Here is a 24179-nt window from a genome sequence, read left to right as displayed (position 1 = left end):
CCCGAGGTGACCCCCACAGGGACACCAGCCACAACGAACGGTCACGATCCCCGCCCCCACAGGAACACCAGCCACAACGGACCGTCTCCATCCCCTCCCCCGAAGGGGGCATCCCACCCAAGGGACCCCCACCACGACGGACCGTCACCACTCCCTCCCCCGAAAGGGGCATCCCACCCAAAAGACCCCACCACAACGGACCGTCACAGGGATCGAGGCGGTCGTGTGATCTCCCTTCGGGGGAGGAAGATCTGACCGGTCCGTCGTGGCTGGCGTCCCTTCGGGAGACCCCCTTCGGCTGGCTACCGAGTGTCGGAGTCGCATTCGGCGAAGGCCGCGCGGCCGGCCTCCAGGCGGGCGACCGGGATGCGGAACGGCGAGCACGAGACATAGTCGAGCCCGGCCTGGTGGCAGAAGTGCACCGAGTCGGGATCGCCCCCGTGCTCGCCGCAGATGCCGAGCTTGAGGTCGGGGCGGGCCGCGCGGCCCTCCTCGACGGCGATCGTGACCAGGCGGCCGACGCCATCGCGGTCAAGGGTCTCGAACGGCGAGACTCCGAACATGCCGAGCTCCAGGTAGCGGGAGAAGAACGCGGCCTCGACGTCGTCCCGCGAGAAGCCCCAGGTCATCTGGGTCAGGTCGTTGGTGCCGAAGGAGAAGAACTGGGCCGCCTCGGCGACCTGGCCCGCGGTGAGCGCCGCCCTGGGCGTCTCGATCATGGTGCCGATCAGGGCCTCGACGCCGAGCTCCGCGAGGATCCCGGCGGCCTCCTCGCGGACGGCCTCCAGCTCCTGTACGGCGGCCACGAGCGGGATCATGATCTCCGGTTTGGCTCCCGGCACCTCCTTGGCCGCCTGGGCGATGGCGCGTACCTGCATGGCGAACAGGCCGGGGATGACCAGGCCGAGCCGCACACCGCGCAGCCCGAGCATGGGGTTCTGCTCGTGCAGCCGCTTGACGGCGCCCAGCAGCTTGCGGTCCTTGTCCGTGCCGTCCCCGGTGGCCACCTTGACCGACAGGTCGGTGAGGTCCGGCAGGAACTCGTGCAACGGCGGGTCGATGAGCCGGACCGTGACCGGCTGACCCTCCATAGCCTGAAATATCCCGACGAAGTCGGCTTTCTGGAGGGGCTCCAGCGCGTCCAGCGCCGCCTGGCGCTCCTCGTCGCCCGAGGCCAGCACCAGGTCCTCGACGAGCTGCCGGCGCTCGCCCAGGAACATGTGCTCCGTACGGCACAGCCCGATCCCCTCACCGCCGAAGCGGCGCGCCCTGGCCGCGTCGTCGGGCGTGTCGGCGTTGGCCCGCACGCCCAGCCGGCGTACCTCGTCGGCCCGCCGCATGATCCGGTCCACGGCCCGGACCAGGTCGTCGTCGGGCTCCCGGCCCTCGAAGTACTCGACCACGGCCGAGTCCACCACGGGCACCTCGCCGAGGAAGACCTCGCCGGTCGTGCCGTCGATGGAGATGAGGTCGCCCTCGTTCACCACGATGTCGCCCGGCGCGGTGAACCTGCGCTCGCCGATCGACACCTCCAGCTCCTCGGCGCCGCAGACACAGGTCTTGCCCATGCCGCGGGCGACCACGGCGGCGTGTGAGGTCTTGCCGCCGCGGCTGGTCAGGATGCCGCGCGCGGCGATCATCCCGGACAGGTCGTCCGGGTTGGTCTCGCGGCGCACCAGGATGACGTCCTCGCCCCGGCCGGCCAGCTCGACGGCGCGCTCGGAGGAGAACACGACCTTGCCGACGGCGGCTCCCGGCGAGGCGTTCATGCCCTTGGCGATCTTCTTCTTCTCGGTGCCCGAATCGAAGCGCGGGAACATCAGCTGGGCCAGCTGGTCGCCCGTCACCCGCGTGACGGCCTCGTCGAGCGTGATGAGGCCTTGGTCGACGAGCTGGATGGCGATGCAGAACGCGGCGGCCGCGGTGCGCTTGCCGACCCTGGTCTGCAGCATCCAGAGCTTGCCGCGCTCGATCGTGAACTCGATGTCGCACAGGTCGCGGTAGTGGTTCTCCAGCGTCTCCATGATCCGTAGGAGCTCGTCGTACGAGCTCTTGTCGAGGCGTTCCAGCTCCTGGAGCGGGATCGTGTTGCGGATGCCGGCGACGACGTCCTCGCCCTGGGCGTTCTGCAGGTAGTCGCCGTAGATGCCCTGCTGGCCGGAGCCGGGGTCGCGGGTGAAGGCGACACCGGTGCCCGAGTCGTTGCCGACGTTGCCGAAGACCATGGCCACGATGTTGACCGCGGTGCCGAGGTCGGCGGGGATGCGTTCCTGGCGGCGGTAGAGGATGGCGCGCGGGGCGTTCCAGGAGTCGAAGACGGCCATGACGGCCAGGCGCATCTGCTCGCGGGGGTCGGCGGGGAAGTCCTTGCCCGTCTGGTCGCGCACGATGCCCTTGAACGTCTCGACCAGGCCCTGCAGCTCGGCCGCCCCGAGGTCGGTGTCCTGCCGGTCGCCCTTCAGCGATTCGAGCGCGTGCTCGAACAGCTCGCCGTCGATGTCGAGCACGGTCTTGCCGAACATCTGGATGAGCCTGCGGTAGGAGTCCCAGGCGAAGCGGTCGTTGCCGCCGGCCTGCTTGGCCAGGCCGTGCACGGACTCGTCGTTCAGCCCGATGTTGAGGACGGTCTCCATCATGCCGGGCATCGAGAACTTCGCGCCGGAGCGGACGCTGACGAGCAGCGGGTCGTCGGCCTGGCCGAGCGTCTTGCCCATCCGCTTCTCCATAGCGGTCAGGTGCTCGGCCACCTCCCGCTCCAGGCCGTCGGGGACCGCGCCCTCGGCCAGATAGTGGCGGCATGCCTCGGAGGTGATCGTGAACCCGGGAGGGACGGGCAGCCCGAGATTGGTCATTTCGGCGAGGTTTGCTCCCTTACCGCCGAGAAGATCCTTGAGATCCTTGTTGCCCTCGGTGAAGTCGTAAACGTACTTGGCCACCACAGCTCCAATCAACGCCTCTGGTTCGGACTCTACCGGCGATAATCATGATGAAACTGCACTCATCGGTTAAGTCAACGTTTCAGCTGGTGAAGGGCCTATCACCGGTCTAATCCAATTTATGTTCTGTTTGACCAAGAATTGGTTTATACCAATTGGTATAAACCAATTCTTGAAAGATCCAGAGGTAAGGTTCACAATCAGGAGTACCCCTAGCAGGAGGCGCCCGATGGCCACTCCTACCAAGCCCCAGCGTTCGGCCCGCCTGGTCGCCGGATCGGCCAAGGCCGCGCAGGGCTCCGCGCGCTACCTGGACGAGCGCCTCGGCCTGGCCGGCTGGCTCGGCCCGAACCTGCGCAAGCTCTTCCCGAGCCACTGGTCGTTCCTGCTCGGCGAGTTCGCCCTGTACTCGTTCGTCCTGCTCGTGCTGACGGGCACGTTCCTGGTCTTCTTCTACAAGCCCAACCCCGACGTGGCCTTCGCCTCGGTACGCGAGCTCAGCCTGGACATCAGGGGCGGCCTGCTGGTGCGCCAGATGCACCACTGGGCGGCGACGATCTTCGTGCTGTCGATCGTGGCCCACCTGTTCCGCGTCTTCTTCACCGCCGCCTTCCGCAAGCCGCGGGAGCTGAGCTGGATGACCGGCGTGCTGCTGTTCGGGCTGGTGCTGTTCGAGTCGTTCCTGGGCGTCTCACTGCCCGCCGACCAGCTCGCCATGACCGGCCTGCGGGAGGCGCAGGGCCTGCTGTTGTCGATCCCGCTCATCGGCGGCTACCTGTCGGCGTTCGTCTTCGACGGCGGCTTCCCCGGCCAGGTCATCCCGCGCCTGTTCGTGACGCACGTGCTGCTGGTGCCGGGCATCCTGCTGGCGCTCGTGCCGCTGCACGGGATCGTCCTGACCTGGCGGCAGAAGCACACCGAGCACCGCACCCCGGCGTCGGACGAGACGCGGGTCACGGGTGGCCCGTTCTTCCCGTACTTCGCCGTCAAGAACGGCGCCACCACGCTGTTCACGATGGCCGTCATCACGCTGCTGGCCACCTTCGTCCGGGTCAACCCGGTGTGGGAGCACGGGGCGTACCAGCCGGGCGGCTGGCCGCCCTCGGCCCAGCCGTTCTGGTATTCCGGCGTTCTGGAAGGCGCGTTACGCCTGACACCGCCCTGGGAGATCACCGTCGGCGGCTTCGTCCTACAGGTCGGCCTCTGGATCCCGATGCTGGTCCTGGCCGCCTTCTTCACGGTCCTGCTGTTCTATCCGTTCCTGGAGCGCCGTTTCACCGGGGACCGCCGCGTCCACAACCTCCTGGACCGCCCCTCGCACGCGCCCGTCCGCACGGCGCTCGGGGTGGCGGTGATCACGTTCTTCACGGTGCTGTGGGCCGGGACGTGGGTCTCGGAGACCCCGCCGGACCCGAAGGCTCCGACGCCGCTGCTCGCGGCACCGCACGAGACCTACCTCTGGATCGTGTACGGGCTGCGCGTCGCGGTCTTCGTCGTGCCCCCGATCGCGTACGCCATCACCCTGGCGGTATGCCGAAGCCGCGCCCGCCGCTGATGCTCCTGCCCCCGGACGGCGTTGACCCCGCCCACGGTCTAGGAAAGACCGCGAACGGGGTCAACAATGCGCACGTCGCGGCGGCCAGCCCCGTAAACCGCAGGAGCGTGCCCCTGGACAGGGCCCGGCCACGTATGGCGGGTGGGGCTGGCCACTGCCGGCCGTAAAAGAAAACTAGTCGTTCAGATGCTGACGGAGGTAGGAGTCGACGGCGTCGAGGGAGATGCGCTGCTGAGCCATCGTGTCGCGCTCGCGGATCGTGACCGCCTGGTCCTCGAGCGTGTCGAAGTCGACCGTGATGCAGAACGGCGTGCCGATCTCGTCCTGGCGCCGGTAGCGGCGGCCGATCGCGCCCGCGTCGTCGAACTCGACGTTCCACCGCCGGCGCAGCTGCGCGGCCAGGTCGCGGGCCTTCGGTGACAGGTCGGCGTTGCGCGACAGCGGCAGCACCGCGGCCTTGACCGGGGCGAGCCGGTGGTCGAGCCGCATGACCGTGCGCTTCTCCATGACCCCCTTGGCGTTGGGCGCCTCGTCCTCGCTGTAGGCGTCGAGCAGGAACGTCAGCGTGGCCCGGTCGACACCCGCCGCCGGCTCGATGACGTAGGGCACGTAGCGCTCGCCCGTGTCCTGCTCGAAGAAGCTCAGGTCGACGCCCGACGCCTTGGAGTGGGCGGTCAGGTCGAAGTCGGTGCGGTTGGCGATGCCCTCGAGCTCACCCCACTCACCGCCGGCGAAGTTGAAGCGGTATTCGACGTCGACCGTGCGCTTGCTGTAGTGGGACAGCTTCTCCTTGGGGTGCTCGTAGAGCCGGAGGTTGTCCTTGTTGATGCCCAGATCGGAGTACCAGCGGAAGCGCTCGTCGATCCAGTATTGGTGCCACTCCTCGTCGCTGCCCGGCTTGACGAAGAACTCCATCTCCATCTGCTCGAACTCGCGGGTGCGGAAGATGAAGTTGCCCGGCGTGATCTCGTTGCGGAAGGACTTGCCGACCTGGCCGATGCCGAACGGGATCTTCTTACGCGCCGACTGCTGCACGTTGAGGTAGTTGATGAAGATGCCCTGCGCGGTCTCCGGGCGCAGGTAGGCCAGACCCGACTCGTCCTCGATCGGGCCGAGGTAGGTCTTGAGCAGGCCGCTGAACTGCTTCGGGTCGGTGAAGGCGCCCTTGTTGCCGCAGTTGGGGCAGGTGATGTCGGCCAGGCCGTTCTCGGGCGCCTTGCCGTTCTTCTCCTCGTACGCCTCGAGGAGGTGATCGGCGCGATAGCGCTTGTGGCACGACTGGCACTCGGTCAGCGGGTCGGTGAAGGTCTCCACGTGACCGCTGGCCTGCCAGACCTCGCGGGCCAGGATGACGCAGGAGTCGAGGCCCACCACGTCGTCGCGCGACTGGACCATCGACAGCCACCACTGCCGCTTGACGTTGTTCTTCAGCTCGACGCCCAGGGGACCGTAGTCCCACGACGCGCGCAGTCCGCCGTAGATCTCGCTCGACGGGTAAACGAGCCCGCGGCGTTTGGCGAGGCTGACGATCGTGTCCATGACGTCTGTGCGTCGTGCCATTTTGGTTGCGTCTCTTTCCAACTGGAGGTCGGCGAAGGGAATGGGTGAGCTCCCAGCTTAGGGGACGCTCACGAGCCCTCGCGCGCGAGTATTTCTACTCGCCGTCTTGAAGATAGACGTCCTCGAACGCGCTTGGTTCGTTGACCATGAGGATCATCAGGGGATACATCGCCATCCGCGCCGCGGACAGGGCCCTGCGGTAGAACCCGGCGCCCTCCCACTCACTGACCAGCGCCCACAGGTTGGGCTCATCAACCGAGCGGGCCAACCGGCCACGCAGGAATCCGGGCTGGTCGGCCAGTGTCTGAAGGATGACATGGGCTTGCTTGACGAAGTCTTGGGACTGGGACTCTGGGACGGTGTAACGGATAACGGCGAGCACGCACACCAGGATGTCAGACGATTACGTACCGCTGGGCGATTCCAGTCCTGACCTGCCCGCACCCACTGACCGATTCGGGCGCTCCGACCGCCCCGCCCGCCGACCGGCCCCCGTGCCGTGACCGCTCGGCCCCCGCGCAGTGACCGCCCCACCTGCTGTCCGATGGGGACGGGGCTAGGCTCGGGCCGTGGCCACCAATGACAACCGCCGCGGGAACGCCCGGCCGCTTCCCGCCGGCGAGCAGTTCTTCACACCCGGCGCGACCGGCCTGCGCAAGGCGGTCGAGGAGCGCAGCGCGACCCCGATGACGTTCCTGTTCACGCAGGTGCCCAAGTGGGCGGCGCCCGCCGTGCTGGTGGTGCTGCTGCTGACCGGGTTCGCCGTGGACAGCTGGCTGGGCGGCGTGGCGGTGCTGCCGGTGCTGGGGTTCGTGGGCTGGCTGGCGTACCTGTCCTGGCCGTCGCTGGGGCTCGGCGGGCGGCTGTTGCGGGTCGTGATGCTGGTCTTCCTGCTGGTCCTCGCGGCCGACCGCTTCGGAGTGTTTTAGCCGGAGATTTTGACAATCATTTTCATTTTCCCCATAATCGGGGGCGTGATGTCCCGAACGCCCCTAATCGGTGCTGCCATCCTCGCGACCACTCTGACGACCGCCGCGTGCTCCAACACCGGCGCGGCCGAGACTGCGGCGCCCGGCAAGCCCGCCGTGATCGCCGCCTTCTACCCGCTCCAGTGGCTCACCGAGCAGGTCGGCGGCCCCGACGTGAGCGTGTCGGTCCTGACCGCCCCCGGTGTCGAACCGCACGACCTGGAGCTGGGCGCGCACCAGGTGGCCGAGCTCGAGGACGCGACCCTGACCGTCTACATCAAGGGCGTCCAGCCCGCCGTGGACGACGCGGTCGACCAGGACAAGAGCTTCGACGCCGCGACCGCGGTCAAGACGCTGCCCGCCGGCGAGCACGCGGAGGGTCACGACATCGGCTACGACCCGCATCTCTGGCTGGACCCGTCCCGCCTGGCCACCGTCGCCGCCAAACTCGGCGAGCGGCTGGCCGCCGCCGACCCCGCGCACGCCCAGGGCTACCGGGACCGCGCGGTCAAGACGGCCGGCGCCCTGGGGACCCTCGACCAGGAGTACGCCAAGGCCCTGACAACCTGCGGGACCAAGACGCTGGTCACCGCCCATGAGGCGTTCGGCTATCTGGCCGACCGCTATCACCTCAAGCAGATCGGCGTCACCCTGGACCCGGAGACGGAGCCCTCCCCCGCCCGCATCGCCGAGGTCGCCAAGCTGGCCAAGGACGAGAAGGTGACCACGATCTTCACCGAGGCCCTGGTCAGCCCCAAGGTCTCCGAGGTGCTGGCCAAGGAGGTCGGCGCGCGGACGGCGGTGCTCGACCCGCTGGAGAGCAAGCCGTCGGGCGACTACCTGTCGGGAATGCGCGACAACCTGAAGACCTTGCAGACCGCATTGGGGTGTACGGCATGACCGGCGCATTGGGGTGTACGAGATGAGCGGCACATTGGGGTGTACGACATGAGCGAGACCGCCTTCGCCATGACCGGCGGCCGGGTGAGCCTGGACCGGCGCGACATCCTGCGCGGCATCGATCTCACGGTCTGCCCCGGCGAGGTCGTGGCCCTCATGGGCGCCAACGGCTCCGGCAAGTCCACGCTGGTGCGCGCCCTGCTGGGCCTCACTCCGCTCTCGGGCGGCCAGACCCTCCTGTACGGCTCACCGCCCGCGAAATTCCGCGAGTGGTGGCGCATCGGCTATGTGCCGCAGCGCCTGGCCGTCGGCGGCGGGGTGCCCGCCACGGTCCGCGAGGTCGTGACCTCCGGCCGCGTGGCCAGGCAGAGCCGGCTGCGCCGTACCAGCCCCGCGGACAAGGCGGCGGCGGCGAGCGCGCTCGAGGCCGTCGGGCTGGCGGACCGGGCGGGCGACCCGGTGCAGTCACTGTCCGGCGGCCAGCAGCAGCGGGTGCTCATCGCCCGCGCGCTGGCCGGCGAACCCGACACCTACGTCATGGACGAGCCCACCGCGGGTGTCGATGCCGACACTCAGCAACTGCTCGCCGATACGCTGGCCACGCTGGTGCTGAACGGCAAGACCATCGTGCTCGTCGCCCACGAGCTCGGCCCGCTCGAGCCGCTCATCACCCGCGGCGTGGTGGTCCGTGAGGGCCGGATCGCGCACGACGGCAGACCACCACGGCCCGAGGGCGACTGCGCCCGGCCGGGACACGAGCACGTGCACCCGCACGCCACCGAGGCGAGCGCGGGACCGCTTTCCGGATGGCGGGGAGAGCCATGATCGAGTTGTTGGGCAAGCAGTTCTTCCAGCTGGCGCTGATCGCGGCGCTGCTGGTGGGGCTCTGCGCGCCCGCCGTCGGCACGTTCATCGTCCAGCGCAGGCTCGCGCTGCTCGGTGACGGCATCGGGCATGTGGCGCTGACCGGCGTCGCGCTGGGCTTCCTGACGGGCACCGCGCCCGTACTCACCGCCGTGGCCGTGGCCGTCATCGGCGCCGTGACCATCGAACTGGTCAGGGCGCGCGGGCGTACCAGCGGCGACGTGGCGCTGGCGCTGCTGTTCTACGGCGGCATCGCGGGTGGCGTCATGCTCATGGGCATCGCGCCGGGTGGCAGCAACGCCAAGCTGAACTCCTACCTCTTCGGCGCCATCGCGAGCGTCACCACCGAGGACATCTGGATCATCGGCGCGCTGGCCGTCGCGGTGATCGCGGTGGTGGTGATCTTCGGCAGGGAGCTGTTCGTGCTCTGCCAGGACGAGGAGATGGCCAGGGCCAGCGGCCTGCCGGTACGCTTCCTCAGCCTGCTGATCGCCGTCACGGCCGCGCTGACCGTCGTCATCGCCATGCGCGTGGTCGGATTGCTGCTGGTCAGCGCGCTGATGGTAATCCCGGTGGCGACCGGTCAGCAGCTCACCAGGGGGTTCCGCTCGACGATGACGCTGGCCATGCTGTTCGGCGTCATCGCGGCGGTGGGCGGGCTGCTCGCCTCGACTCTGTCCGCCAGGGTGCCGCCGGGCGCCGCGATCGTGCTTCTTGCCCTCTGCGGCTTCGTCCTGGCCCTCGGTGTCGGTAAGTTCGTACGGCGAGGCAGACCCCAGGAGTCCACAGTGAGCGAGCGATCCACCATGCGCGTCGAGGAGGTCGCACGATGATGTCCACGAGACGCGACGCCGTGCACGACACCCTCCGCCAGAGCAAGAGCTTCCGCAGCGCCCAGGACGTCTACGCCGAGATGCGCGCCCATGGCGCCAAGATCGGCCTGACCACGGTCTACCGGGCGCTGCAGGCGCTGGCCGACGGCGGTCACGTCGACGTGCTGCGCACCGACGACGGCGAGTCCGTCTACCGCGCGTGCGCCAGCGGCGACCACCATCACCACCTGGTGTGCCGCCGCTGCGGCCGGACCGTCGAGGTGGCCGGTCCCGCCGTCGAACGCTGGGCGGAGACGGTCGGCTCCGAGCACGGCTTCACCGAGATCACTCACACGGTCGAGGTGTTCGGCACCTGCTCCGGCTGCTCGGCCTCGGTGCGGGCGGGCTGAGCGCGCCGCGAGCCGTACAGGACGCCCAAGACGATCACCCCGCACCCGGCGAGCTGGAGCGGCGACGGGTGCTCGCCGAGCAGCACCGCCGACAGCCCGACCGTCGTCATCGGCTGGACGAGCAGGAGCAGCGCGGTGAGCGCGGCGGGCTGCCTGGGCAGCGAGTACGCGATCAGCGACCAGCCGACCACCTGCGGCCCGAGCGCGAGCAGCAGCAGCCAGTCGTGCGCCGGCCAACTCGGGACGAAGTCGGCGCCCCCGAACACCGGGCTCAACGCGGCCATCCCGACCGTCGCCACGGCGGTGGCGTGCGTTAACGGCCTGACAGTACGCCCCGAGCCGCCCTTCAACACCAGCAGGAACCCCGCGTACGAGATCGAGGTTGCCACGCCCGTCACGACCCCGAGCAGCGGGTTCGCCCCATAGGCCGCGCTGTCGAACACCCCCGAGATCAGCACCACCCCGGCGAACACCACCGGGGTGGCCATCATCAGCCGGTTCGACGGCCGCTCACGAAACAGCGCCCACGCCGCGAAGGCCACGATGAAGACCTGCAGATTGCCCAGTACGGTCGCCAGCCCCGCGCCCACGTACTTGATAGCGTGGTGCCAGAACAGCAGGTCGAACGCGAACAGCACGCCCGCCAGCCACGCCAGATTGCGGCTGCGGGCCGGGAGGGGCCCCAGCCTCCGCCGTTCGAGCCAGGCCAGCACCAGCATCGGCGGCAGCGCGTACGCGCACCGGAAGAACGCCGAGGTCGCCGGCGAGACCCCCGACAACCGGACCAGCGGCGCGGAGGTGGAGATGATCAGCGCACCCGCGATCGCAATCAGCACGATACGACGATGTGCACCCACAGAAACCCCCGAGCTCCTTGGAGCGAGATACGCTGCGACCACGCTAGAGCCGGTCGTCGACAGGAGTCAACATGCCGTTTGGCCATGACATGGTGCATTCGCTGGCCACGGTGGTAGAGCTGGTCAACACGTCCCCGTCGACCGGCGGAGAAGACGGCCTGGCCGAGCTGGCCGACCTGCACGCCTTCGTCGAGTCGCGGCAGGTCAGCGGCATCGGCGCGCTCACGGCCCGCGACCTGGGGCAGGTACGGCTGGTGCGGGAGGCCTTCCACCGCGTCTTCACCGCCCCTGACCAGCCGACGGCCGTACGACTGCTCAACGCGCTCCTATCCGAGACCCGCATCACGCCCCGGCTGACGGAGCACGACGGGCATCCGCTGCACATGCACTACTTCGCCCCGGACGCGACACTTTCCGAGCACCTGGCGGCGGACTGTGGGGTGGCACTGGCGCACCTGGTGGTGGACGAGGAGTGGGAACGGCTGCGAACGTGTTCGGCACCTGATTGCGACCGGGTGTTCGTGGACGAGTCCCGCAACCGATCCCGTGTCTACTGCGACAGCCGTACGTGCGGAAACCGGATGCACGTGGCCGCTTATCGGGCTCGGCGGCGGGCCTGACAAAGCTCGGTCATCACGATCGGGGCGCGCTACGCGCGAATGACGCTCAGGCATGCTTCCCAGGGGGCTCCGTCACGGCCTTGCGGCCTGGAGCGACTCATTTTTGCTCCGGCCGCCCGCCGATGTCGGTGCCTTCTGGAGAGCTCCAGCGCGAGCTGGAAACGGCTGCGTGCGCCGTACCGGTCCATGAGAACGCGCACGGTCGCCGTGGCGGCTTGACCTCAGTTGATGTAGCGAAAGTCAGCGTGGGTCTGGTGACATTTGCAGCTGTTGGCTGACGCGCTCCCCGGACATGATGGGCGCCACAACTGATCGACGGAGGAAGCGGAGTGCTTGACATGGCCAAGCTCATTGTCTGCAACATCATGTCTCTTGACGGCTTCTACGCGGCGGCGGACGGCAACCCGCTCGTGCTGCCAATGGACGCCGCGTTCGACGCCTACAACCTGGAGCGGATCCAGGCCGCCGGCTCACTGCTGCTCGGCGCCGACTCGTACCAGATGTTCATGGGGTTCTGGCCCGCCCAAGCGGACAACCCTGAGGCGTCCACGGTGAACCAGCAGTTCGGCGCGATCTACGGGCGGATCGAGGTCAGCGTCGTCTCCGACTCGCTCACGGACTCGGACATCGCATCGTGGGCGGACCGGACGACCGTGGTCAAGCGCGCCAACGCCGAGGGGTGGGTCAAGGAGCTCAAGCAACGCACCAGCGGCGACATCGTCACCTTCGGCAGCCGGATCACCTGGAACGCCCTGCTCCGCGCCGGGCTCGTCGACGAGCTGCACCTGATCGTCGGGGCGAAGGCGCTCGGCGAGGGGACGCCGATCTTCACTCAGCCGGTCGAGGGGCTCACCATCACGGAGGTCCGCAGTCTCGACGGCTCCGACAACGTCCTGCTGCGCTACGCCACGACCGGCTGAGCCGGCGAAGATGTCGGGTCGTCCGAGGGAGATCTTCCGGGCGACCCGGCTTCTGATCGTGTGTCTCACCCGCCCACTGATCGTGTGGCCCGCCCGCCCACCGTGACGCCACTGCCTCGACGTCCCGAATGCCTCGACGCCGGAGACATCGTGTCGATTCGCATCACCCCTCTTATTGACCCGAGCTCACCTCATCCAGCCGGCGCCTCGCCTGGCTGGCCACCCGATCCACCGGCGTTCCCGTCGGGTCGGCTTTTCTGCGCCTGTTCACCCCGGCGGGCCAGGATCATCTGGCCGATCTCGATCTCCATGTCCACCCGGCTGAACAGCGCACCGGTGTTGGTTCTCTCCTCCTGACGACCGCGCTGGCCGCGGCCCGCGATGAGGGCCGACGCTCCGTCATCGCGGAAGCAGAGCCTGGCTCGCCGGGAGCGGCCTTCCTGTCGGCACACGGCTTCCGCAAAGTGCTGACCCTGACGTACACGCGGCTGCCACTGGCGCAGGTCGACCTCGCCGGCCTTCGGGAGATCGTCAGCAGCCCGCACCTCGGGTACCGGTTGGTCGCGTGGGACGGGATGGTGCCCGACGAACTGGCCGAGACGTTCGCCGCGGCCCGCCGCGCCATGGACGACATGCCGATGGACGACACCGACTACGGCAGCGTGCATTGGGACGTCGACCGCGTACGGGAGGCGGTGCGGACGATCGAGAACCGAGGCGACCTGCTTCACACCGTGGGCGCCGTCGCCGAGTCGGACGGTTCCATCGTCGGCTTCACCGAATTGGTCGTCCCGGGAGACGGCAAGGGCGATGCCCAGCACTACGGCACCGGCGTGCTGCCGGAACATCGCGGGCACGGCCTGGCCCGCTGGATGAAGGCCGAGGCCATCCGGCAGGCCCGCGAGCGCTACCCGTACCTCGATGCCCTGCTGACCGACACGGCCGACAGCAACCGTCCGATGCGCGCCATCAATGACGCGCTCGGCTACCTGCCGACCCATCAGAAGGTGACACTCCAACTCGCCCTGTAGCAGCGGTTGAAGCGGCTGTTCGCCGCTGTTGTGGCGGGCGCGCCGGCTTGCGCCGTCTGGTGAGGTGAGCCGGCCGCGTCCTGAGTCGCACACTGGGGTGCCCGTCTTGCCGTTGTCGTCGACCGGCATCGACGTAAGGTGCGCAGCCGCTGATAGCACCCCCGCGACCGTGACGGAACGGACGATCCGGTGAGCGGAAGTGAAGGAGAAGTTTTCCGGAAGCCTTGGCTGCGACGCTTTTCGGCGTACTCGAGGGAAGGCAAGTTTCTCCATGCGGAACAACCACATCCCGGGTTCGCCACGGCCGCGTGTCGGGTCGGATCGGGGCGCCCTGTCGTGACTACTTCCGGTGGATTTCCCGGATCACCCACCGCACCCGACTCAGTACAGCTGCCTCCGGCTTCATCCCACCGCTAAGGCAGCGGGGAGACGGGCGGTCTTTCACCTCTATTCGGCCGAACAGCGCCTCGTGGCGCACTGGCCAACGTGGCACCAGCCGCCAAACAGGATCTGAGCTGGGTGATCGGCTTCCTGGGCTCGGAGCCCACCGCGTCAGGGCGTGATTTGGCCGGTCGTTGAGTACGGCTTCGGGCTCCGCCGATTCTGGGGACAAGATTGAGAACGCGCATGCCCGGCTCTTCCAGGCTGGTCGTTGCGGGCCCGGCCGTGATCGCCATGGCCCTGGGACTGTGGCGGATCGACGGACCCTCCTACTGGGCCGACGAAGGGGTGTCGGTGGCGATCGCCAGCCGCTCGCTGGCCGACCTGCCCACCATCTTGGCCCACATGGACCTGGCTCACGGTCTCTACTACGTGCTGCTCCATTTCGTCGCCGCAGTGGCGGGCACGAGTGAGCTCGCGATGCGTCTTCCCTCGGCGCTCGCCACCGCCGCGGCAACGGCCGTCCTGGGTATGCTCGGCCGCCGTCTGGTCTCCCCGGCGACCGGCCTGTTCGCCGGGCTGATCTACGCGCTGCTACCCGTCGTCAGCCGGTACGCCCAGGAGGCCCGGCAGTACGCGCTGGTCACCGCGCTGATGGTCGGTGCCACCTATCTCCTCGTGGTGACGATCGACGCAGGCCGGGATCGACGGTACCGGTGGCGGCCGTGGGCGGCCTACACGATCATGCTGGCGGTCGCCGGGTGGCTGCACTTATACGCGCTGTTCATCCTGCCCGCCCACGCGGTCATGCTGCTGTGGAGGAGGCCGCCGGCTCCCGGGTGGCGGGAGTGGATCGTCTCGGCTGGAGTCGCGGGCGTGCTGGTGGCGCCGCTGGCCCTGGCGGCCCGTGCCCAGTTCGGGCTGGTGTCCTGGATTCCCCGACCGGATCTCGGCACCGTCCGGCACCTGGGATGGCTCGTCTTCGGGGGAAATCCCGTAGCGATCGTCACAGCCCTCGCGCTCGCCGTCGTGGGGCTGTCCCGGCGTCGGCACGGCGACGGCCTGGCGACACAGTGGGCGGTCCGCAGCGGCACGGCCGGTCCGCCGACGCCGGATATCGTGCCGGGTTCTCGCCTGCCGAGGGTGGCGACACTCGACGTCGCCACCCTCGAGGTCGCGCTGACGCCGCGCGAGTCGGCCCGGCTGACCGTCCGGACGGTGGCCCTGCCGTGGCTGCTGGTTCCCGGCGGCCTCATGGTCGCCATCTCCCTGATCGGTCCGCCCATCTTCTACCCGCGTTACGTGCTGCACAGTGTCGCGGCCCTGGCCCTGGCGGCCGGCGCCGGCATCGCGTACGTCGTCGCCTGGGCGGCTTCCCGAATGCCCCACGCCCGCCTGGTGATCCCCGCGGCGGCACTGGCCGTGCTCATCGTGTTCACCGGACCGGCCCAGGTAGCCATCCGGCAGCCGTTCAGCAGGCCGGACAATCTCCGGGCCCTGGCCCACACACTGCGAGACAACGCCCGGCCCGGTGACGCCGTGCTCTACGTCCCTGCCGGGAACTGGATGTCCACGCTGCCCTACCCAGACTCCATCGCCCGGCTCGACACCCGGAGTCTGAACGCCGACGGATTCTTCGGCGAGTTGTCACCTGAACAACTGCACCGGGCCGCGGGGCGGCTGTCCCGCATCTGGGTGGTGGAGGGCGCGACAAGCTACGGCAATGGCGTACAGATGCGGGACGATCTCCGATTCCGGCGGATCGGCTACTGGTCGTTCCGCACCAGACAACTGTCCTTGTACGAACGCGTGCCGCGCTGAACGAGAACGGTCGATTGACGGTCACGCGCGGCGGTGGTGTGGACAAGGTGATCTTCCACTCGGACCGCGGTTCAGAATGGGCGCGATCGGCGCGCTGCGGCCTCGGCCGACGGCGACCGCCCGAATCGCCGCCTTATCGAGGTTTCGAGCCGTGATGTGCTCAGCGGTGGTGCACTGATGCGACGGCGTACAGGTGCGGGTCGAATCCGTCCGCCAGGGCGGCGGCCTGGCGCATGTGCACCTGAGCGGCCGGGGTGTCGAGCATGGCCCGGAAGGCGTCGGCGCTCTCCCACTGGGCGTAGTTGACCACTCTGGTGCCGTCGTCGCTGGCGTGGATGTTGGCGGCGACGAATCCGGGGAGGTGCCGCATGACCTCCTCGGTGGCGGTGACCAGCAGGTCGACGAGCTCGCGCTGACGGTCGGCCTGGACAGTGAAGACATTGATCAGGGTCGCCACGGGGGCGTCGACGGTGATGGTGGTGGTCGCGGGCATGGCTTCTCCTCATGTCAGGTTCCTTACAAGGAGGATTATGTGTAAGGTTCCTGTCATGAGTCAAATGGATGTCCGTCAGCGCGTCGGCTATCTGGTCAAGCAGGTGAGCCAGGCCTTCCGCAGCGCGTGCGAGGAGCGTCTGCGCGAGCTGGGCCTGTCCATGTCCCAGTACGCGGTGCTGCGGGCACTGGCCGACGCGCCCGGCGCCCCGGCCGCCGAACTGGCCCGCCGCACCTTTGTCACCCGGCAGTCACTGCGGGACGTGCTCGCCGGGCTCACCCGGGCAGGGCTGGTCTCCGTCGCCACGCAGCCGACCTCAGGCCGAGCCCTGCCGGTCACCATCACCGACGCGGGTCAAGCCATGCTCGACCAGGCCCACAGCGTGGTGCTCGACGTGGAGGAACGCATGATCACCGACCTTCCGCCAGGCGAGGTGGAACAGCTGGCCTCCCTGCTCACCGCCTGCGCCCGAAACCTGGCCTGACACCGGCACCGGCAAAGCGCAAATTGGCCTGTGCATTCATGTCGCATCAGTGGTGAGCAGCGCCCTGATTCCACCCTGGCGCTCGCGCGGCCCTCCTTGCGACACCGTGCGAGTCCGTCGAGCTTTGCGCCTGCCGACTACGCTCGGGAGATCATCCGTGCGGCGCTGATGGCCCTTTCCCCGCCCGCCGAGGTCCTACGGCGGGTCGAGGTCCGCATGACCCGACAGTTGCTCCTCCTGCAAGAGGACAGTCCGCTTCGCTTCTGGACCATCATCAACGAGTCGGTGCTCCATCAGCAGGTGGGCAGTCCGGAGGTGATGGCCGCCCAGTGTGCCAAACTCGCGGAACTCTCCGAGCGCGACAATGTCACCATCCAAGTACTTCCATCCACCAAAGCGGCGCATCCAGCGACGGCTGGGCAATTCGCCATCCATAGCGACCGTGGACGCTCGGCTTTTCCCCGTCGATAAGGCACAGACTGTCGATCGACTGTTCCTCATGCGTGATTCCAAAGACCCCGACGGCCCCGTCCTCTCTTTCACCCCGGATGAATGGCGCGCCTTCACCGCGGGCGTCAAGGATGGCGAGTTCGACGAGCTGAGCTGAACCGCAAAGTAAGCTGATCAAGCGCCCGATCGCCTGGCGGCCGGGCGCTTCCCGCGCTAACGATCTTCAGAGAAAGAGTCGAAGGATGGCTCCTCAAGAGCCCGCATCCGCCCCGTGATGTCCCTCGGTCGGCGCAAAAGTCCCTTGGCGTGGCGCGGAGCATCCTCTGAAGAGCTGCCCTGAGGCTGCTGCTGCTCGGATTCATATGAGGATACGACCGGTCCAGATCCGCGGTAGCGACCGACAGTCCTCCCTATCCTGTCAGGCTGTTCAATAGGTGTTTGGCCCTCCAGGGCTTCCATGAGGGTTGAGATCCGCAGGACCTCGGCGAGGACTTCCGCTCGCTCCCGCAAGCCAAAGTAATGCGCCGCCTCGAAGGCGGCCCGGATCTCGGCAGAGGTCCAGACGTCGAACGCGTGCAAGATGCCACCGTTGTACACCAGGCCGTTGAACATCAGCAGAGCTGACAGGTGCCGATCACCCGGATACGCCGCGGCCTCCAAGGGGACATCGACGTGCGAACCGCCCTTTCAGAAGGCAGCGGGGACAGCCGGTACGTCCTCGGCCTGGCGGTAGTGGTCGAATTGGGTCACTCCGTTGTAGCCGTAGCTCTCGGGGTGCAGTTCGTGCAGCGCGACGCCGCACCGGGGGAGCGGGCCAAGGCTGTCCGACAGTAGATCACCGACCTGGGCGATGAAGGCGGCCTTCTCTGCGGCGCTGTTCGTGCCCACGGTGATGCTGGCTTCCACGTGCGCGTCGCGGATGCCCGTCAGGGGCCGGCCGTCGATGTAATAGCTGCTGGCCGGAACCAGGTTGATGTGGACGATGGTTCTCGCGCTGGACTTGTGCAGGACCGAGACCGCCAGCCGGGTCAGATCTTCGGCAAGGGTGCGCTGAATGTCGATGGGCAGATCAGGGTCGGTGATGGTGATCCGGAAGTACGGCATGGCTCTCCTCAGTATGGGCTGGTCAGCCGGGGTTGGCGGCCCGGAGCAAGTGTCACTCATCTGGCAAAATAGATCCAACGCATAGATTTCATGGATATATGAGGCAAACACATGACCGTGAATCTTCCCCAGCTGAGGGCTTTCCTCGCCGTCGTCGATGCGGGCGGCTTCAGCGCGGCCGCCGCCGAGTTGGGCATGAGCCAATCGGCGGTGTCGCACGCCGTCGCCTCTCTGGAACGCGAGCTGACCGCCCCGCTGCTGGTCCGTGTCACCCCGGTGCGGACCACCGCGCTGGGGGAACAGATCCTGCCGTACGCCCGGACCGCGCTGTCGGCGGCCCGGTCCGTGGAGCAGATCGCGGCTGATGCCACCGAGACCATGACCGGCACCGTGCGGCTGGCCTGCACACCAACGGTCTGTCAAGGGCTGATCCCTGCTCTGCTCCTGCATTGGCGCGAGGCACAGCCGCGCATCACCGTGCGGCTCTTCGAGGGTGACAGCAGCGAAGTCTCAGCCTGGCTGGAGGCCGGGACAGCCGATGCCGCCATCCTGATCGACCCGCCGCCCGGCCCTGGCGTCCATCTCGCCATAGACCACTACCGGGCCCTGCTGCCCCGAGACCACCCCTTGGCGAGCGAGCCGCTCATCGACATCCGTGACCTGGAGGACGACCAGTTCCTGATCTCACCCAACGGCTGCGAAGCCAGAATCCGTGCGATCCACAACCTGGCCGGCCTGAGCTTCACCCCCGCTCACCGAGTCCGGGACCTGGCCACCTTGATCAGCATGGTGCAGGCCGGGATCGGCGTGACCGTCCTATCCGAGGTCTCCCGCTCTCTGATTTCCCCTGACTTGGTCCTGCTGCCGCTGGAGCCCCCAATCACACGCCGCCTCGTCCTGACCGGACCAAGTGCCCTCCCGTGGCACCCAGCAGTCCGCACCTTGGCAGAGTCAGCCGCCAGCCATCTAGCCCAAACCGTTTTCCGGTCGTCCACGTCAGCGGAAGGACTCGCATAGATCGCCGCAGCACATGCCATGAACCGCAATGGAGATGGACAGCGCCTGAGCATCAAGCTTGGCGAACCGACGGAATCACCCGTCTGCTACTACGGGTCATGGCGACGCACTTGCCACTGCCCAGCGGGTATCCCTTGCCGCCATCGTTGCCCAGGGTGACCAGACCAGTAGGAGTGCCTCGACTCCCACCTGAACAGTACCCATGACAGCCCTCTGCGAGCACGCGACCTCGATACGCTCCCACGGCAGCCTGATGCTCACCCGGACACTGCTGAACGCCGGCCTGATCGACACCATCGAGGTGACGGTCTTCCCCGTGATCTCCGGGAAGACTGGCGTGGACCGGATCTTCGACGGTGCGGACGACTTCGACCTCGAACTGCTCCAGGCCCGGACCTTCGACGGCCACACGCAGGTGCTGACCTACCGGCCGACCCGACACAGCTGATCGGCGACCGGGCGTCGTTGAGCCATGCCGGGATCGTCATCCCCGCCGCGTGCGTGATGTACGGCGCTGGGCTCCTGACGTCGGCATGTTGACTATGAGCGAAAAACGTACCCGGCGAATGGGACAGAATCGGTGCCGTGCAGTTCGGGATCCTTGGGCCGCTTGAGGTGCGGACGGCCGCCGGTGAAGCGGTCGCCGTAGGTGGGCCGCGCCCTCGGGCGCTGCTCGCGTTGCTGCTGCTCGACGCCGGGCGGCTGGTCAGCGTGGAGCGGCTCATCGACGGTCAGTACGGCGACGATCCGCCCGCCGGGGCGGCCAACGCCATCCAGGCCCACGTCTCCCGGCTGCGCCGGAATCTGCCGGCCGGGTTGGTGGAGTTCCATGGTGCCGGTTACCGGCTGGCGGTGGAGACGGAGGACATCGACGCGCACCGGTTCGAGCGGCTGGCCCGGGACGGGCGGGGGCTGCTGGCCGCGGGGCAGCACGAGCCGGCCGCGCGGGTGCTGAGGGAAGCACTGGGCCTGTGGCGTGGGCCCGCGCTAGCCGATGTGGCCGACGCGCCGTTCGCCGCGCCGCAGGTGGCGCGGCTGGAGGAGGCGCGGCTCGCGGCCAGGGAGGATCTGGCGGAGGCCGAGCTGGCCCTGCCTGGCGGGACCTCGGTCGCCGAGTTGCGCGAGCTGGTGGCGGCCCATCCGCTGCGTGAGCGGCCGCGCGGTCAGCTCATGCGGGCGCTGCACGCCTCCGGACAGCAGGCCGCCGCGTTGGCGGTCTACGACGAGGTACGGCGGCTGCTGGCCGACGAGCTGGGGGCCGATCCGGCTCCTGAGCTGGCGGCCCTGCACCTGGCGATCCTGCGTGGCGAGGAGCGGCGGGAGCAGGCTCCCCGGCGACGGGTGCCCGTACCGCTCAACCGGCTCGTCGGCCGGGAGGAGGAGCTGGCCAGGATCGCCGCGCTCGGCGAGGCCCGGCTGATCACCATCGTCGGCCCCGGGGGCATGGGCAAGACGCGGCTCGCCGTCGAGGCCGTCCACCGGGCGGGTCCGGGCCGGGAGGCGGGGTTCGTCGATCTGTCGTCGGTCGACGACGGGCTTCAGGTGGCCCCGGCCGTGCTGGGCGCGCTCGGGCTGCGCGAGGCCGGGTTGCAGGTGCCCGCGCTGGACCGTCCCGACCCGGTGGACCGGCTCGTCGCCGCCCTCGCCGACCAGCCGTCGCTGCTCGTGCTCGACAACTGCGAGCATGTGGTGGCCGCCGCCGCCGAGCTGGTCCGGCGGTTGCTGGACGCCTGCCCCGGCGTCGCGATCATGGCGACCAGCCGGGAGCCACTCGGGCTCACCGGCGAGATGCTGGTCCCCCTCGCGCCGCTCGCCGTGCCGCCGCCGGGCATCGCTCCCGCCGAGGCCCTTACCTACCCGGCCGTACGGCTGTTCGCCGAACGGGCCGCCGCCGTCCGGCCCGGGTTCACCGCCCGTCCGGAGGCCATGTCCGAGGTCATGGAGGTCTGCGCCGGGATCTGCGCCACGCTGGACGGCCTGCCGCTGGCCATCGAGCTGGCGGCGGCGCGGCTGCGTACGTTCACCCCGGCGGAGATCGCCGATCGCCTGAACGAGCACGGCCGCTTCAAGCTGCTGTCCCGCGGCGACCGTACGGCGGCGGCCAGGCACCGCACCCTCCACGCGGTGGTCGAGTGGAGCTGGAGCCTGCTCACCCCGCAGGAGCAGGAGGTGGCCAGGCGGTTCTCGGTGTTCGCGGGGGGAGCGTCGCTGGAGGCGGCCGAGTCCGTCTGCGGTGACGGCGACGTGCTGGCCGACCTGGTCGACAAGTCGCTCATCGAGGCCGACGGCGGGCGCTACAGGATGCTGGACACGATCCGCCTGTTCTGCGCCGAGCGGCTGGCCGAGGCGGGAGAGCAGCGGCGGGCCCGCGACGCGCACGCCGCCTGGTTCCTGGATCTGGCCCGGCGGGCCGACCCGTGGCTGCGGCGGGCCGAACAGCTCGACTGGCTGGCCCGGCTCTCCGCCGAGTACGACAACCTGTGGGCCGCGCTCCGGCACACCGTCGAGGAGGATCCGGAAACGGCGTCGCGGCTGGTCGCGGCCCTGTCGGTGTACTCGTGGCTGAGCGGGCGGCGCGAACAGGTCGCCTCGTCCGCGATGCGGCTGCTCCATCTGATGGGTGGCGAGCCGGTCGCGGGGCTGGAAGAGGAGTACGTCATGTGCGTGCTGCAGGCCGTACCGGAGGTGTCCCCCGAGCGGTGGGCGCGGGCTGCGGACATCATGACGACGCTGGACGGCGAGCTGCGGCACCCGTTCCTGGCCGTGCTGTGGGGCATGACGGCGGGCCCGGCAGACGCGGTGTCCACCCGGCGCCGCGGGCGGCTGCTCGGCTCCGACCCGTGGAGCCGGGCCGTGTCCATGCTGGGAGAGGGGCTGATTCACCTGCACGGCGGCCAGGTGGCCGAGGGTGAGCGGCGGCTGGAGGAGACGCTGACCCAATTTCGCGCCCTCGGCGAGCGCTGGGGGATGGCGCAGAGCCACGAATGGCTGGCGATGATCGCGAGCCGGCGCGGCGACTGGGCGGCCGCCAGGCGGCTCTGGGGCCAGGCGGTGGACCTGAACGGGCAGCTCGGCGCGGCCGACGAACTGGTGGACCTGCTGTGCCGCCGGGCGGCGGGGCTGATGCGGGAAGGCGACCTGGACGGGGCCCGCGCGGATCTCGAACGCGCCACCGAGCTGGCCCGCCGGACCGGCATGTCGCGCGGGCTGCCGTTGCTGAACATGGCGTGGGGCGACCTGGCGCGATTCTCGGGTCAGTACGACGAGGCGCGGGCCCGCTACACCGCCATACTGGACGCCGCCGTTCCCGGCTCGTACGCGACCGAGGGCATGAGGCCATTCGCCTGTACCGCGCTCGGCCGGCTGGCCGCGGCCGAGGGAGATCTCACCGAGGCCAGGCGCAGGCACGGGGAGGCGCTGGAGCTGGCGCGCACGGTGGTGCCGACGGACGCGGCCGAGATCGCCGAGGGCCAGGCGGGGCTGGCGCTGCTCGACGGGGCGGCTGAGCGGGCGGCGTACCTGCTGGGCGTGGGGGTGGCGCTGCGCGGTACGACCGTCGCGGGTGATCGGGACGTCGCCATGGTCGCCGCGGCGGCGACCGAGCGGCTGGGCGCGGACGTGTTCGCCGCCCACTTCGCCACGGGAGCCGCGCTGAGCGCCGACGAGGCGCTCTCCGCCCTCGTCGGCGGCTGAGGAATCGGCTGAGGAATCGGCTGAGCGGTGACAAGGCGCTGTCAGCCGGCGTCGGTCGAGAGGCCGCACTGTCAGCCGGTTGTCCTCAGGGTGTCAGCGCGCCCCGCGAGAGTCGTGGACATGCAGAACACCAACGTCCTCATCTCCGGTGCCAGCGTCGGCGGCCCCGCCCTCGGCTACTGGCTCGCCCGCTACGGCTTCCGCGTCACGATCGTCGAGAAGGCCCCCGGCCTGCGCCCCGGCGGCCAGGCCGTCGACTTCAAGGGAGACGTCCACATGACGGTCCTGCGCCGCATGGGCATCCTGGACGACGTGCGCCGCCTGCAGACCGGCGGCACCGACCAGGCCTTCGTCGACGCGCGCGGGCGGGCGCTCGCGGTGATGCCCGGCGAGTTCAGCGGCGGCGAGCTGGAGATCCACCGCGGCGACCTGGCTCGCCTGCTCTACGACAGGAGTGTCGAAGCCGGCTGCGAGTACGTCTTCGGCGACTCGATCACCTCGCTCACCGAGACCCCCGGCGGGGTGCACGCCACCTTCGAGCGCTCCGCGCCACGCACGTTCGACCTGGTGATCGGGGCCGACGGCATCCACTCGAACGTCCGGCGCATGGTCTTCGGCCCCGAGTCGGACTACGTCGAGTTCCTCGGCCACTACTACGCCCTGGCCGAGGTGCCCGAGCGGTTCGGCGCGGACGCGCAGATGTACAACGAACCGGGCAGGATGGTCGCCGCCGGCGGTCCCAAGGCGTCGGCCTTCTTCGTCTTCGCCTCCCCGCGCCTCGACTACGACCGCTATGACACCGAGGCGATGAAGCGGGTCGTCCTCGACGCCTACTCCGGGATGGGGTGGCGGACGCCCGAGATCCTGGACGCGGTGCGCCGCACCGGCGACTTCTACCTCGACTCGATCAGCCGGGTGAAGATCGATCGGTACTCCCAGGGGCGGGTGGCGCTGCTGGGCGACGCGGCCTACGCCAACACGCTGGGCGGGTTCGGGTCAGGGCTGGCACTGGTGGGGGCGTACGTGCTGGCGGGTGAGCTGGCGGCGGCCAACGGCGACCACCAGGTGGCGTTCCGGCGGTATGAGGAGGGCTTCCGCGAGTACGCCAAGGTATCGGAGAAGGGGAACGCCGGTCCGTGGCTGGCGCCTCCGTCGAAGGGGCGGATCAGGATGCGCAACTGGATGTTCAAGGTGGGCTTCCTGCTCAAGCTCATGATGAAGATGACGGACGACTTCGCCGAGAACATCACCCTGAAGGACTACCCGTCGCTGGTCCGCGACCTGGCCAGGTGAGCGGCGGCCC

At 69.0% G+C, this 24179-nt stretch carries 24 protein-coding genes and 1 pseudogene; 18 read left to right on the top strand and 7 right to left on the bottom strand.

The window, feature by feature from the left end; genetic code table 11:
• Positions 1-302 precede the first annotated feature (302 nt).
• Positions 303-2936, bottom strand: a complete 2634-nt coding sequence (gene ppdK, locus AB0L53_RS05615; protein WP_363990771.1) for a pyruvate, phosphate dikinase — start codon at positions 2934-2936, stop codon at positions 303-305.
• A 229-nt stretch (positions 2937-3165) separates the two neighbouring features.
• On the opposite strand from ppdK, the gene AB0L53_RS05610 reads away from it, so the two are divergent.
• Positions 3166-4491, top strand: a complete 1326-nt coding sequence (locus AB0L53_RS05610; RefSeq protein ID WP_363990768.1) for a cytochrome b N-terminal domain-containing protein — start codon at positions 3166-3168, stop codon at positions 4489-4491.
• Positions 4492-4665: 174 nt separating this feature from the next.
• On the opposite strand, the gene AB0L53_RS05605 is transcribed toward AB0L53_RS05610, so the two are convergent.
• Complete coding sequence (locus AB0L53_RS05605) at positions 4666-6051, bottom strand: glycine--tRNA ligase (protein ID WP_357947638.1); 1386 nt, start codon at positions 6049-6051, stop codon at positions 4666-4668.
• 94 nt (positions 6052-6145) lie between these two features.
• On the bottom strand, positions 6146-6433 hold the full coding sequence (locus AB0L53_RS05600; RefSeq protein WP_357947635.1) for an antibiotic biosynthesis monooxygenase family protein: 288 nt from the start codon (positions 6431-6433) through the stop codon (positions 6146-6148).
• Positions 6434-6620: 187 nt separating this feature from the next.
• On the opposite strand from AB0L53_RS05600, the gene AB0L53_RS05595 reads away from it, so the two are divergent.
• The 5 genes from AB0L53_RS05595 to AB0L53_RS05575 are packed head-to-tail and all read left to right on the top strand — an operon-like array spanning position 6621 to position 10005.
• Positions 6621-6980 (top strand): DUF6703 family protein, encoded by a 360-nt coding sequence (locus AB0L53_RS05595; RefSeq protein ID WP_363990764.1) that lies wholly within the window; start codon positions 6621-6623, stop codon positions 6978-6980.
• Positions 6981-7028: 48 nt separating this feature from the next.
• Positions 7029-7919: a metal ABC transporter substrate-binding protein gene (locus AB0L53_RS05590; protein ID WP_363990761.1), complete on the top strand. Its 891-nt coding sequence runs from the start codon at positions 7029-7031 to the stop codon at positions 7917-7919.
• Positions 7920-7967: 48 nt separating this feature from the next.
• On the top strand, positions 7968-8744 hold the full coding sequence (locus AB0L53_RS05585; protein ID WP_363990757.1) for a metal ABC transporter ATP-binding protein: 777 nt from the start codon (positions 7968-7970) through the stop codon (positions 8742-8744).
• Positions 8741-9616, top strand: a complete 876-nt coding sequence (locus tag AB0L53_RS05580) for a metal ABC transporter permease (RefSeq protein ID WP_363990754.1) — start codon at positions 8741-8743, stop codon at positions 9614-9616. The genes AB0L53_RS05585 and AB0L53_RS05580 overlap by 4 nt, the downstream gene beginning before the upstream one ends.
• A complete protein-coding gene (locus AB0L53_RS05575) occupies positions 9616-10005 on the top strand; it encodes a transcriptional repressor (RefSeq protein WP_357948142.1) in 390 nt (129 codons plus the stop codon). Before AB0L53_RS05580 ends, AB0L53_RS05575 begins: the two co-directional genes overlap by 1 nt.
• On the opposite strand, the gene AB0L53_RS05570 is transcribed toward AB0L53_RS05575, so the two are convergent.
• Positions 9945-10841 carry a DMT family transporter gene (locus AB0L53_RS05570; RefSeq protein WP_363990752.1) on the bottom strand — a complete coding sequence of 299 codons (897 nt, stop codon included), beginning with the start codon at positions 10839-10841 and terminating at the stop codon, positions 9945-9947. The two genes, AB0L53_RS05575 and AB0L53_RS05570, sit on opposite strands and share 61 nt — an antisense overlap.
• 92 nt (positions 10842-10933) lie before the next feature.
• On the opposite strand from AB0L53_RS05570, the gene AB0L53_RS05565 reads away from it, so the two are divergent.
• From AB0L53_RS05565 to AB0L53_RS05545, 5 genes and pseudogenes are all read left to right on the top strand, one after another.
• Positions 10934-11482, top strand: a complete 549-nt coding sequence (locus AB0L53_RS05565) for a CGNR zinc finger domain-containing protein (protein ID WP_363990748.1) — start codon at positions 10934-10936, stop codon at positions 11480-11482.
• Between the two features lie 338 nt (positions 11483-11820).
• Entirely contained in the window at positions 11821-12402 is a 582-nt protein-coding gene (locus AB0L53_RS05560) for a dihydrofolate reductase family protein (RefSeq protein WP_363990746.1), read from the top strand.
• 257 nt (positions 12403-12659) lie between these two features.
• A pseudogene (locus tag AB0L53_RS05555) lies at positions 12660-12803 on the top strand (GNAT family N-acetyltransferase); the annotation flags it as partial.
• Positions 12804-12866: 63 nt separating this feature from the next.
• Positions 12867-13433, top strand: a complete 567-nt coding sequence (locus tag AB0L53_RS05550) for a GNAT family N-acetyltransferase (RefSeq protein ID WP_363990743.1) — start codon at positions 12867-12869, stop codon at positions 13431-13433.
• 627 nt (positions 13434-14060) lie between these two features.
• Positions 14061-15635 (top strand): glycosyltransferase family 39 protein, encoded by a 1575-nt coding sequence (locus AB0L53_RS05545; protein WP_363990740.1) that lies wholly within the window; start codon positions 14061-14063, stop codon positions 15633-15635.
• 160 nt (positions 15636-15795) lie between these two features.
• Here the strand turns inward: AB0L53_RS05545 and AB0L53_RS05540 are convergent, their stop codons facing one another.
• Positions 15796-16128, bottom strand: coding sequence for an antibiotic biosynthesis monooxygenase family protein (locus AB0L53_RS05540; RefSeq protein WP_363990737.1), 333 nt, complete (start codon positions 16126-16128; stop codon positions 15796-15798).
• Between the two features lie 55 nt (positions 16129-16183).
• Here AB0L53_RS05540 and AB0L53_RS05535 point away from each other — a divergent pair, with 55 nt between their 5' ends.
• The 3 genes from AB0L53_RS05535 (at position 16184) to AB0L53_RS05525 (ending at position 17219) form a co-directional block, all read left to right on the top strand.
• Positions 16184-16612 carry a MarR family transcriptional regulator gene (locus AB0L53_RS05535; RefSeq protein WP_363990734.1) on the top strand — a complete coding sequence of 143 codons (429 nt, stop codon included), beginning with the start codon at positions 16184-16186 and terminating at the stop codon, positions 16610-16612.
• 168 nt (positions 16613-16780) lie between these two features.
• Entirely contained in the window at positions 16781-17083 is a 303-nt protein-coding gene (locus AB0L53_RS05530; RefSeq protein WP_363990731.1) for a Scr1 family TA system antitoxin-like transcriptional regulator, read from the top strand.
• A complete protein-coding gene (locus tag AB0L53_RS05525; protein WP_363990728.1) occupies positions 17055-17219 on the top strand; it encodes a DUF397 domain-containing protein in 165 nt (54 codons plus the stop codon). Before AB0L53_RS05530 ends, AB0L53_RS05525 begins: the two co-directional genes overlap by 29 nt.
• A gap of 56 nt (positions 17220-17275) precedes the next feature.
• On the opposite strand, the gene AB0L53_RS05520 is transcribed toward AB0L53_RS05525, so the two are convergent.
• Positions 17276-17674, bottom strand: coding sequence for a hypothetical protein (locus AB0L53_RS05520; protein ID WP_363990725.1), 399 nt, complete (start codon positions 17672-17674; stop codon positions 17276-17278).
• 75 nt (positions 17675-17749) lie between these two features.
• Entirely contained in the window at positions 17750-18166 is a 417-nt protein-coding gene (locus AB0L53_RS05515) for a hypothetical protein (protein WP_363990722.1), read from the bottom strand.
• Positions 18167-18277: 111 nt separating this feature from the next.
• On the opposite strand from AB0L53_RS05515, the gene AB0L53_RS05510 reads away from it, so the two are divergent.
• The 4 genes from AB0L53_RS05510 to AB0L53_RS05495 all read left to right on the top strand — a co-directional run bounded on the left by AB0L53_RS05510 (position 18278) and on the right by AB0L53_RS05495 (position 24169).
• Positions 18278-19183 (top strand): LysR family transcriptional regulator, encoded by a 906-nt coding sequence (locus AB0L53_RS05510; protein ID WP_363990719.1) that lies wholly within the window; start codon positions 18278-18280, stop codon positions 19181-19183.
• 202 nt (positions 19184-19385) lie between these two features.
• The gene (locus AB0L53_RS05505; protein WP_363990716.1) at positions 19386-19631 is read left to right on the top strand and encodes a dihydrofolate reductase family protein; all 246 of its coding nucleotides are present in this window, start codon (positions 19386-19388) and stop codon (positions 19629-19631) included.
• Between the two features lie 137 nt (positions 19632-19768).
• The gene (locus AB0L53_RS05500) at positions 19769-22876 is read left to right on the top strand and encodes a BTAD domain-containing putative transcriptional regulator (protein WP_363990713.1); all 3108 of its coding nucleotides are present in this window, start codon (positions 19769-19771) and stop codon (positions 22874-22876) included.
• 120 nt (positions 22877-22996) lie between these two features.
• Positions 22997-24169, top strand: coding sequence for an FAD-dependent monooxygenase (locus AB0L53_RS05495; protein WP_363990710.1), 1173 nt, complete (start codon positions 22997-22999; stop codon positions 24167-24169).
• The last annotated feature ends 10 nt before the right edge of the window (positions 24170-24179 follow it).

It is taken from the genome of Nonomuraea sp. NPDC052129 (assembly GCF_040680095.1).
Taxonomy (GTDB): Bacteria; Actinomycetota; Actinomycetes; order Streptosporangiales; family Streptosporangiaceae; genus Nonomuraea.
This window is presented reverse-complemented; position numbering and strand designations above follow the sequence as displayed.

Coding starts and splice junctions, on each gene's coding strand:
- AB0L53_RS05510 (WP_363990719.1), top strand. CDS start 18,278: ATGACCGTGAATCTTCCCCAGCTGAGGGCTTTCCTCGCCGTCGTCGAT.
- AB0L53_RS05495 (WP_363990710.1), top strand. CDS start 22,997: ATGCAGAACACCAACGTCCTCATCTCCGGTGCCAGCGTCGGCGGCCCC.
- AB0L53_RS05585 (WP_363990757.1), top strand. CDS start 7,968: ATGAGCGAGACCGCCTTCGCCATGACCGGCGGCCGGGTGAGCCTGGAC.
- AB0L53_RS05505 (WP_363990716.1), top strand. CDS start 19,386: ATGACAGCCCTCTGCGAGCACGCGACCTCGATACGCTCCCACGGCAGC.
- AB0L53_RS05530 (WP_363990731.1), top strand. CDS start 16,781: ATGGCCCTTTCCCCGCCCGCCGAGGTCCTACGGCGGGTCGAGGTCCGC.
- AB0L53_RS05515 (WP_363990722.1), bottom strand. CDS start 18,166: ATGCCGTACTTCCGGATCACCATCACCGACCCTGATCTGCCCATCGAC.
- AB0L53_RS05520 (WP_363990725.1), bottom strand. CDS start 17,674: ATGTTCAACGGCCTGGTGTACAACGGTGGCATCTTGCACGCGTTCGAC.
- AB0L53_RS05575 (WP_357948142.1), top strand. CDS start 9,616: ATGTCCACGAGACGCGACGCCGTGCACGACACCCTCCGCCAGAGCAAG.
- AB0L53_RS05605 (WP_357947638.1), bottom strand. CDS start 6,051: ATGGCACGACGCACAGACGTCATGGACACGATCGTCAGCCTCGCCAAA.
- AB0L53_RS05580 (WP_363990754.1), top strand. CDS start 8,741: ATGATCGAGTTGTTGGGCAAGCAGTTCTTCCAGCTGGCGCTGATCGCG.
- AB0L53_RS05610 (WP_363990768.1), top strand. CDS start 3,166: ATGGCCACTCCTACCAAGCCCCAGCGTTCGGCCCGCCTGGTCGCCGGA.
- AB0L53_RS05540 (WP_363990737.1), bottom strand. CDS start 16,128: ATGCCCGCGACCACCACCATCACCGTCGACGCCCCCGTGGCGACCCTG.
- AB0L53_RS05535 (WP_363990734.1), top strand. CDS start 16,184: ATGAGTCAAATGGATGTCCGTCAGCGCGTCGGCTATCTGGTCAAGCAG.
- AB0L53_RS05560 (WP_363990746.1), top strand. CDS start 11,821: ATGGCCAAGCTCATTGTCTGCAACATCATGTCTCTTGACGGCTTCTAC.
- AB0L53_RS05590 (WP_363990761.1), top strand. CDS start 7,029: ATGTCCCGAACGCCCCTAATCGGTGCTGCCATCCTCGCGACCACTCTG.
- AB0L53_RS05565 (WP_363990748.1), top strand. CDS start 10,934: ATGCCGTTTGGCCATGACATGGTGCATTCGCTGGCCACGGTGGTAGAG.
- AB0L53_RS05545 (WP_363990740.1), top strand. CDS start 14,061: ATGCCCGGCTCTTCCAGGCTGGTCGTTGCGGGCCCGGCCGTGATCGCC.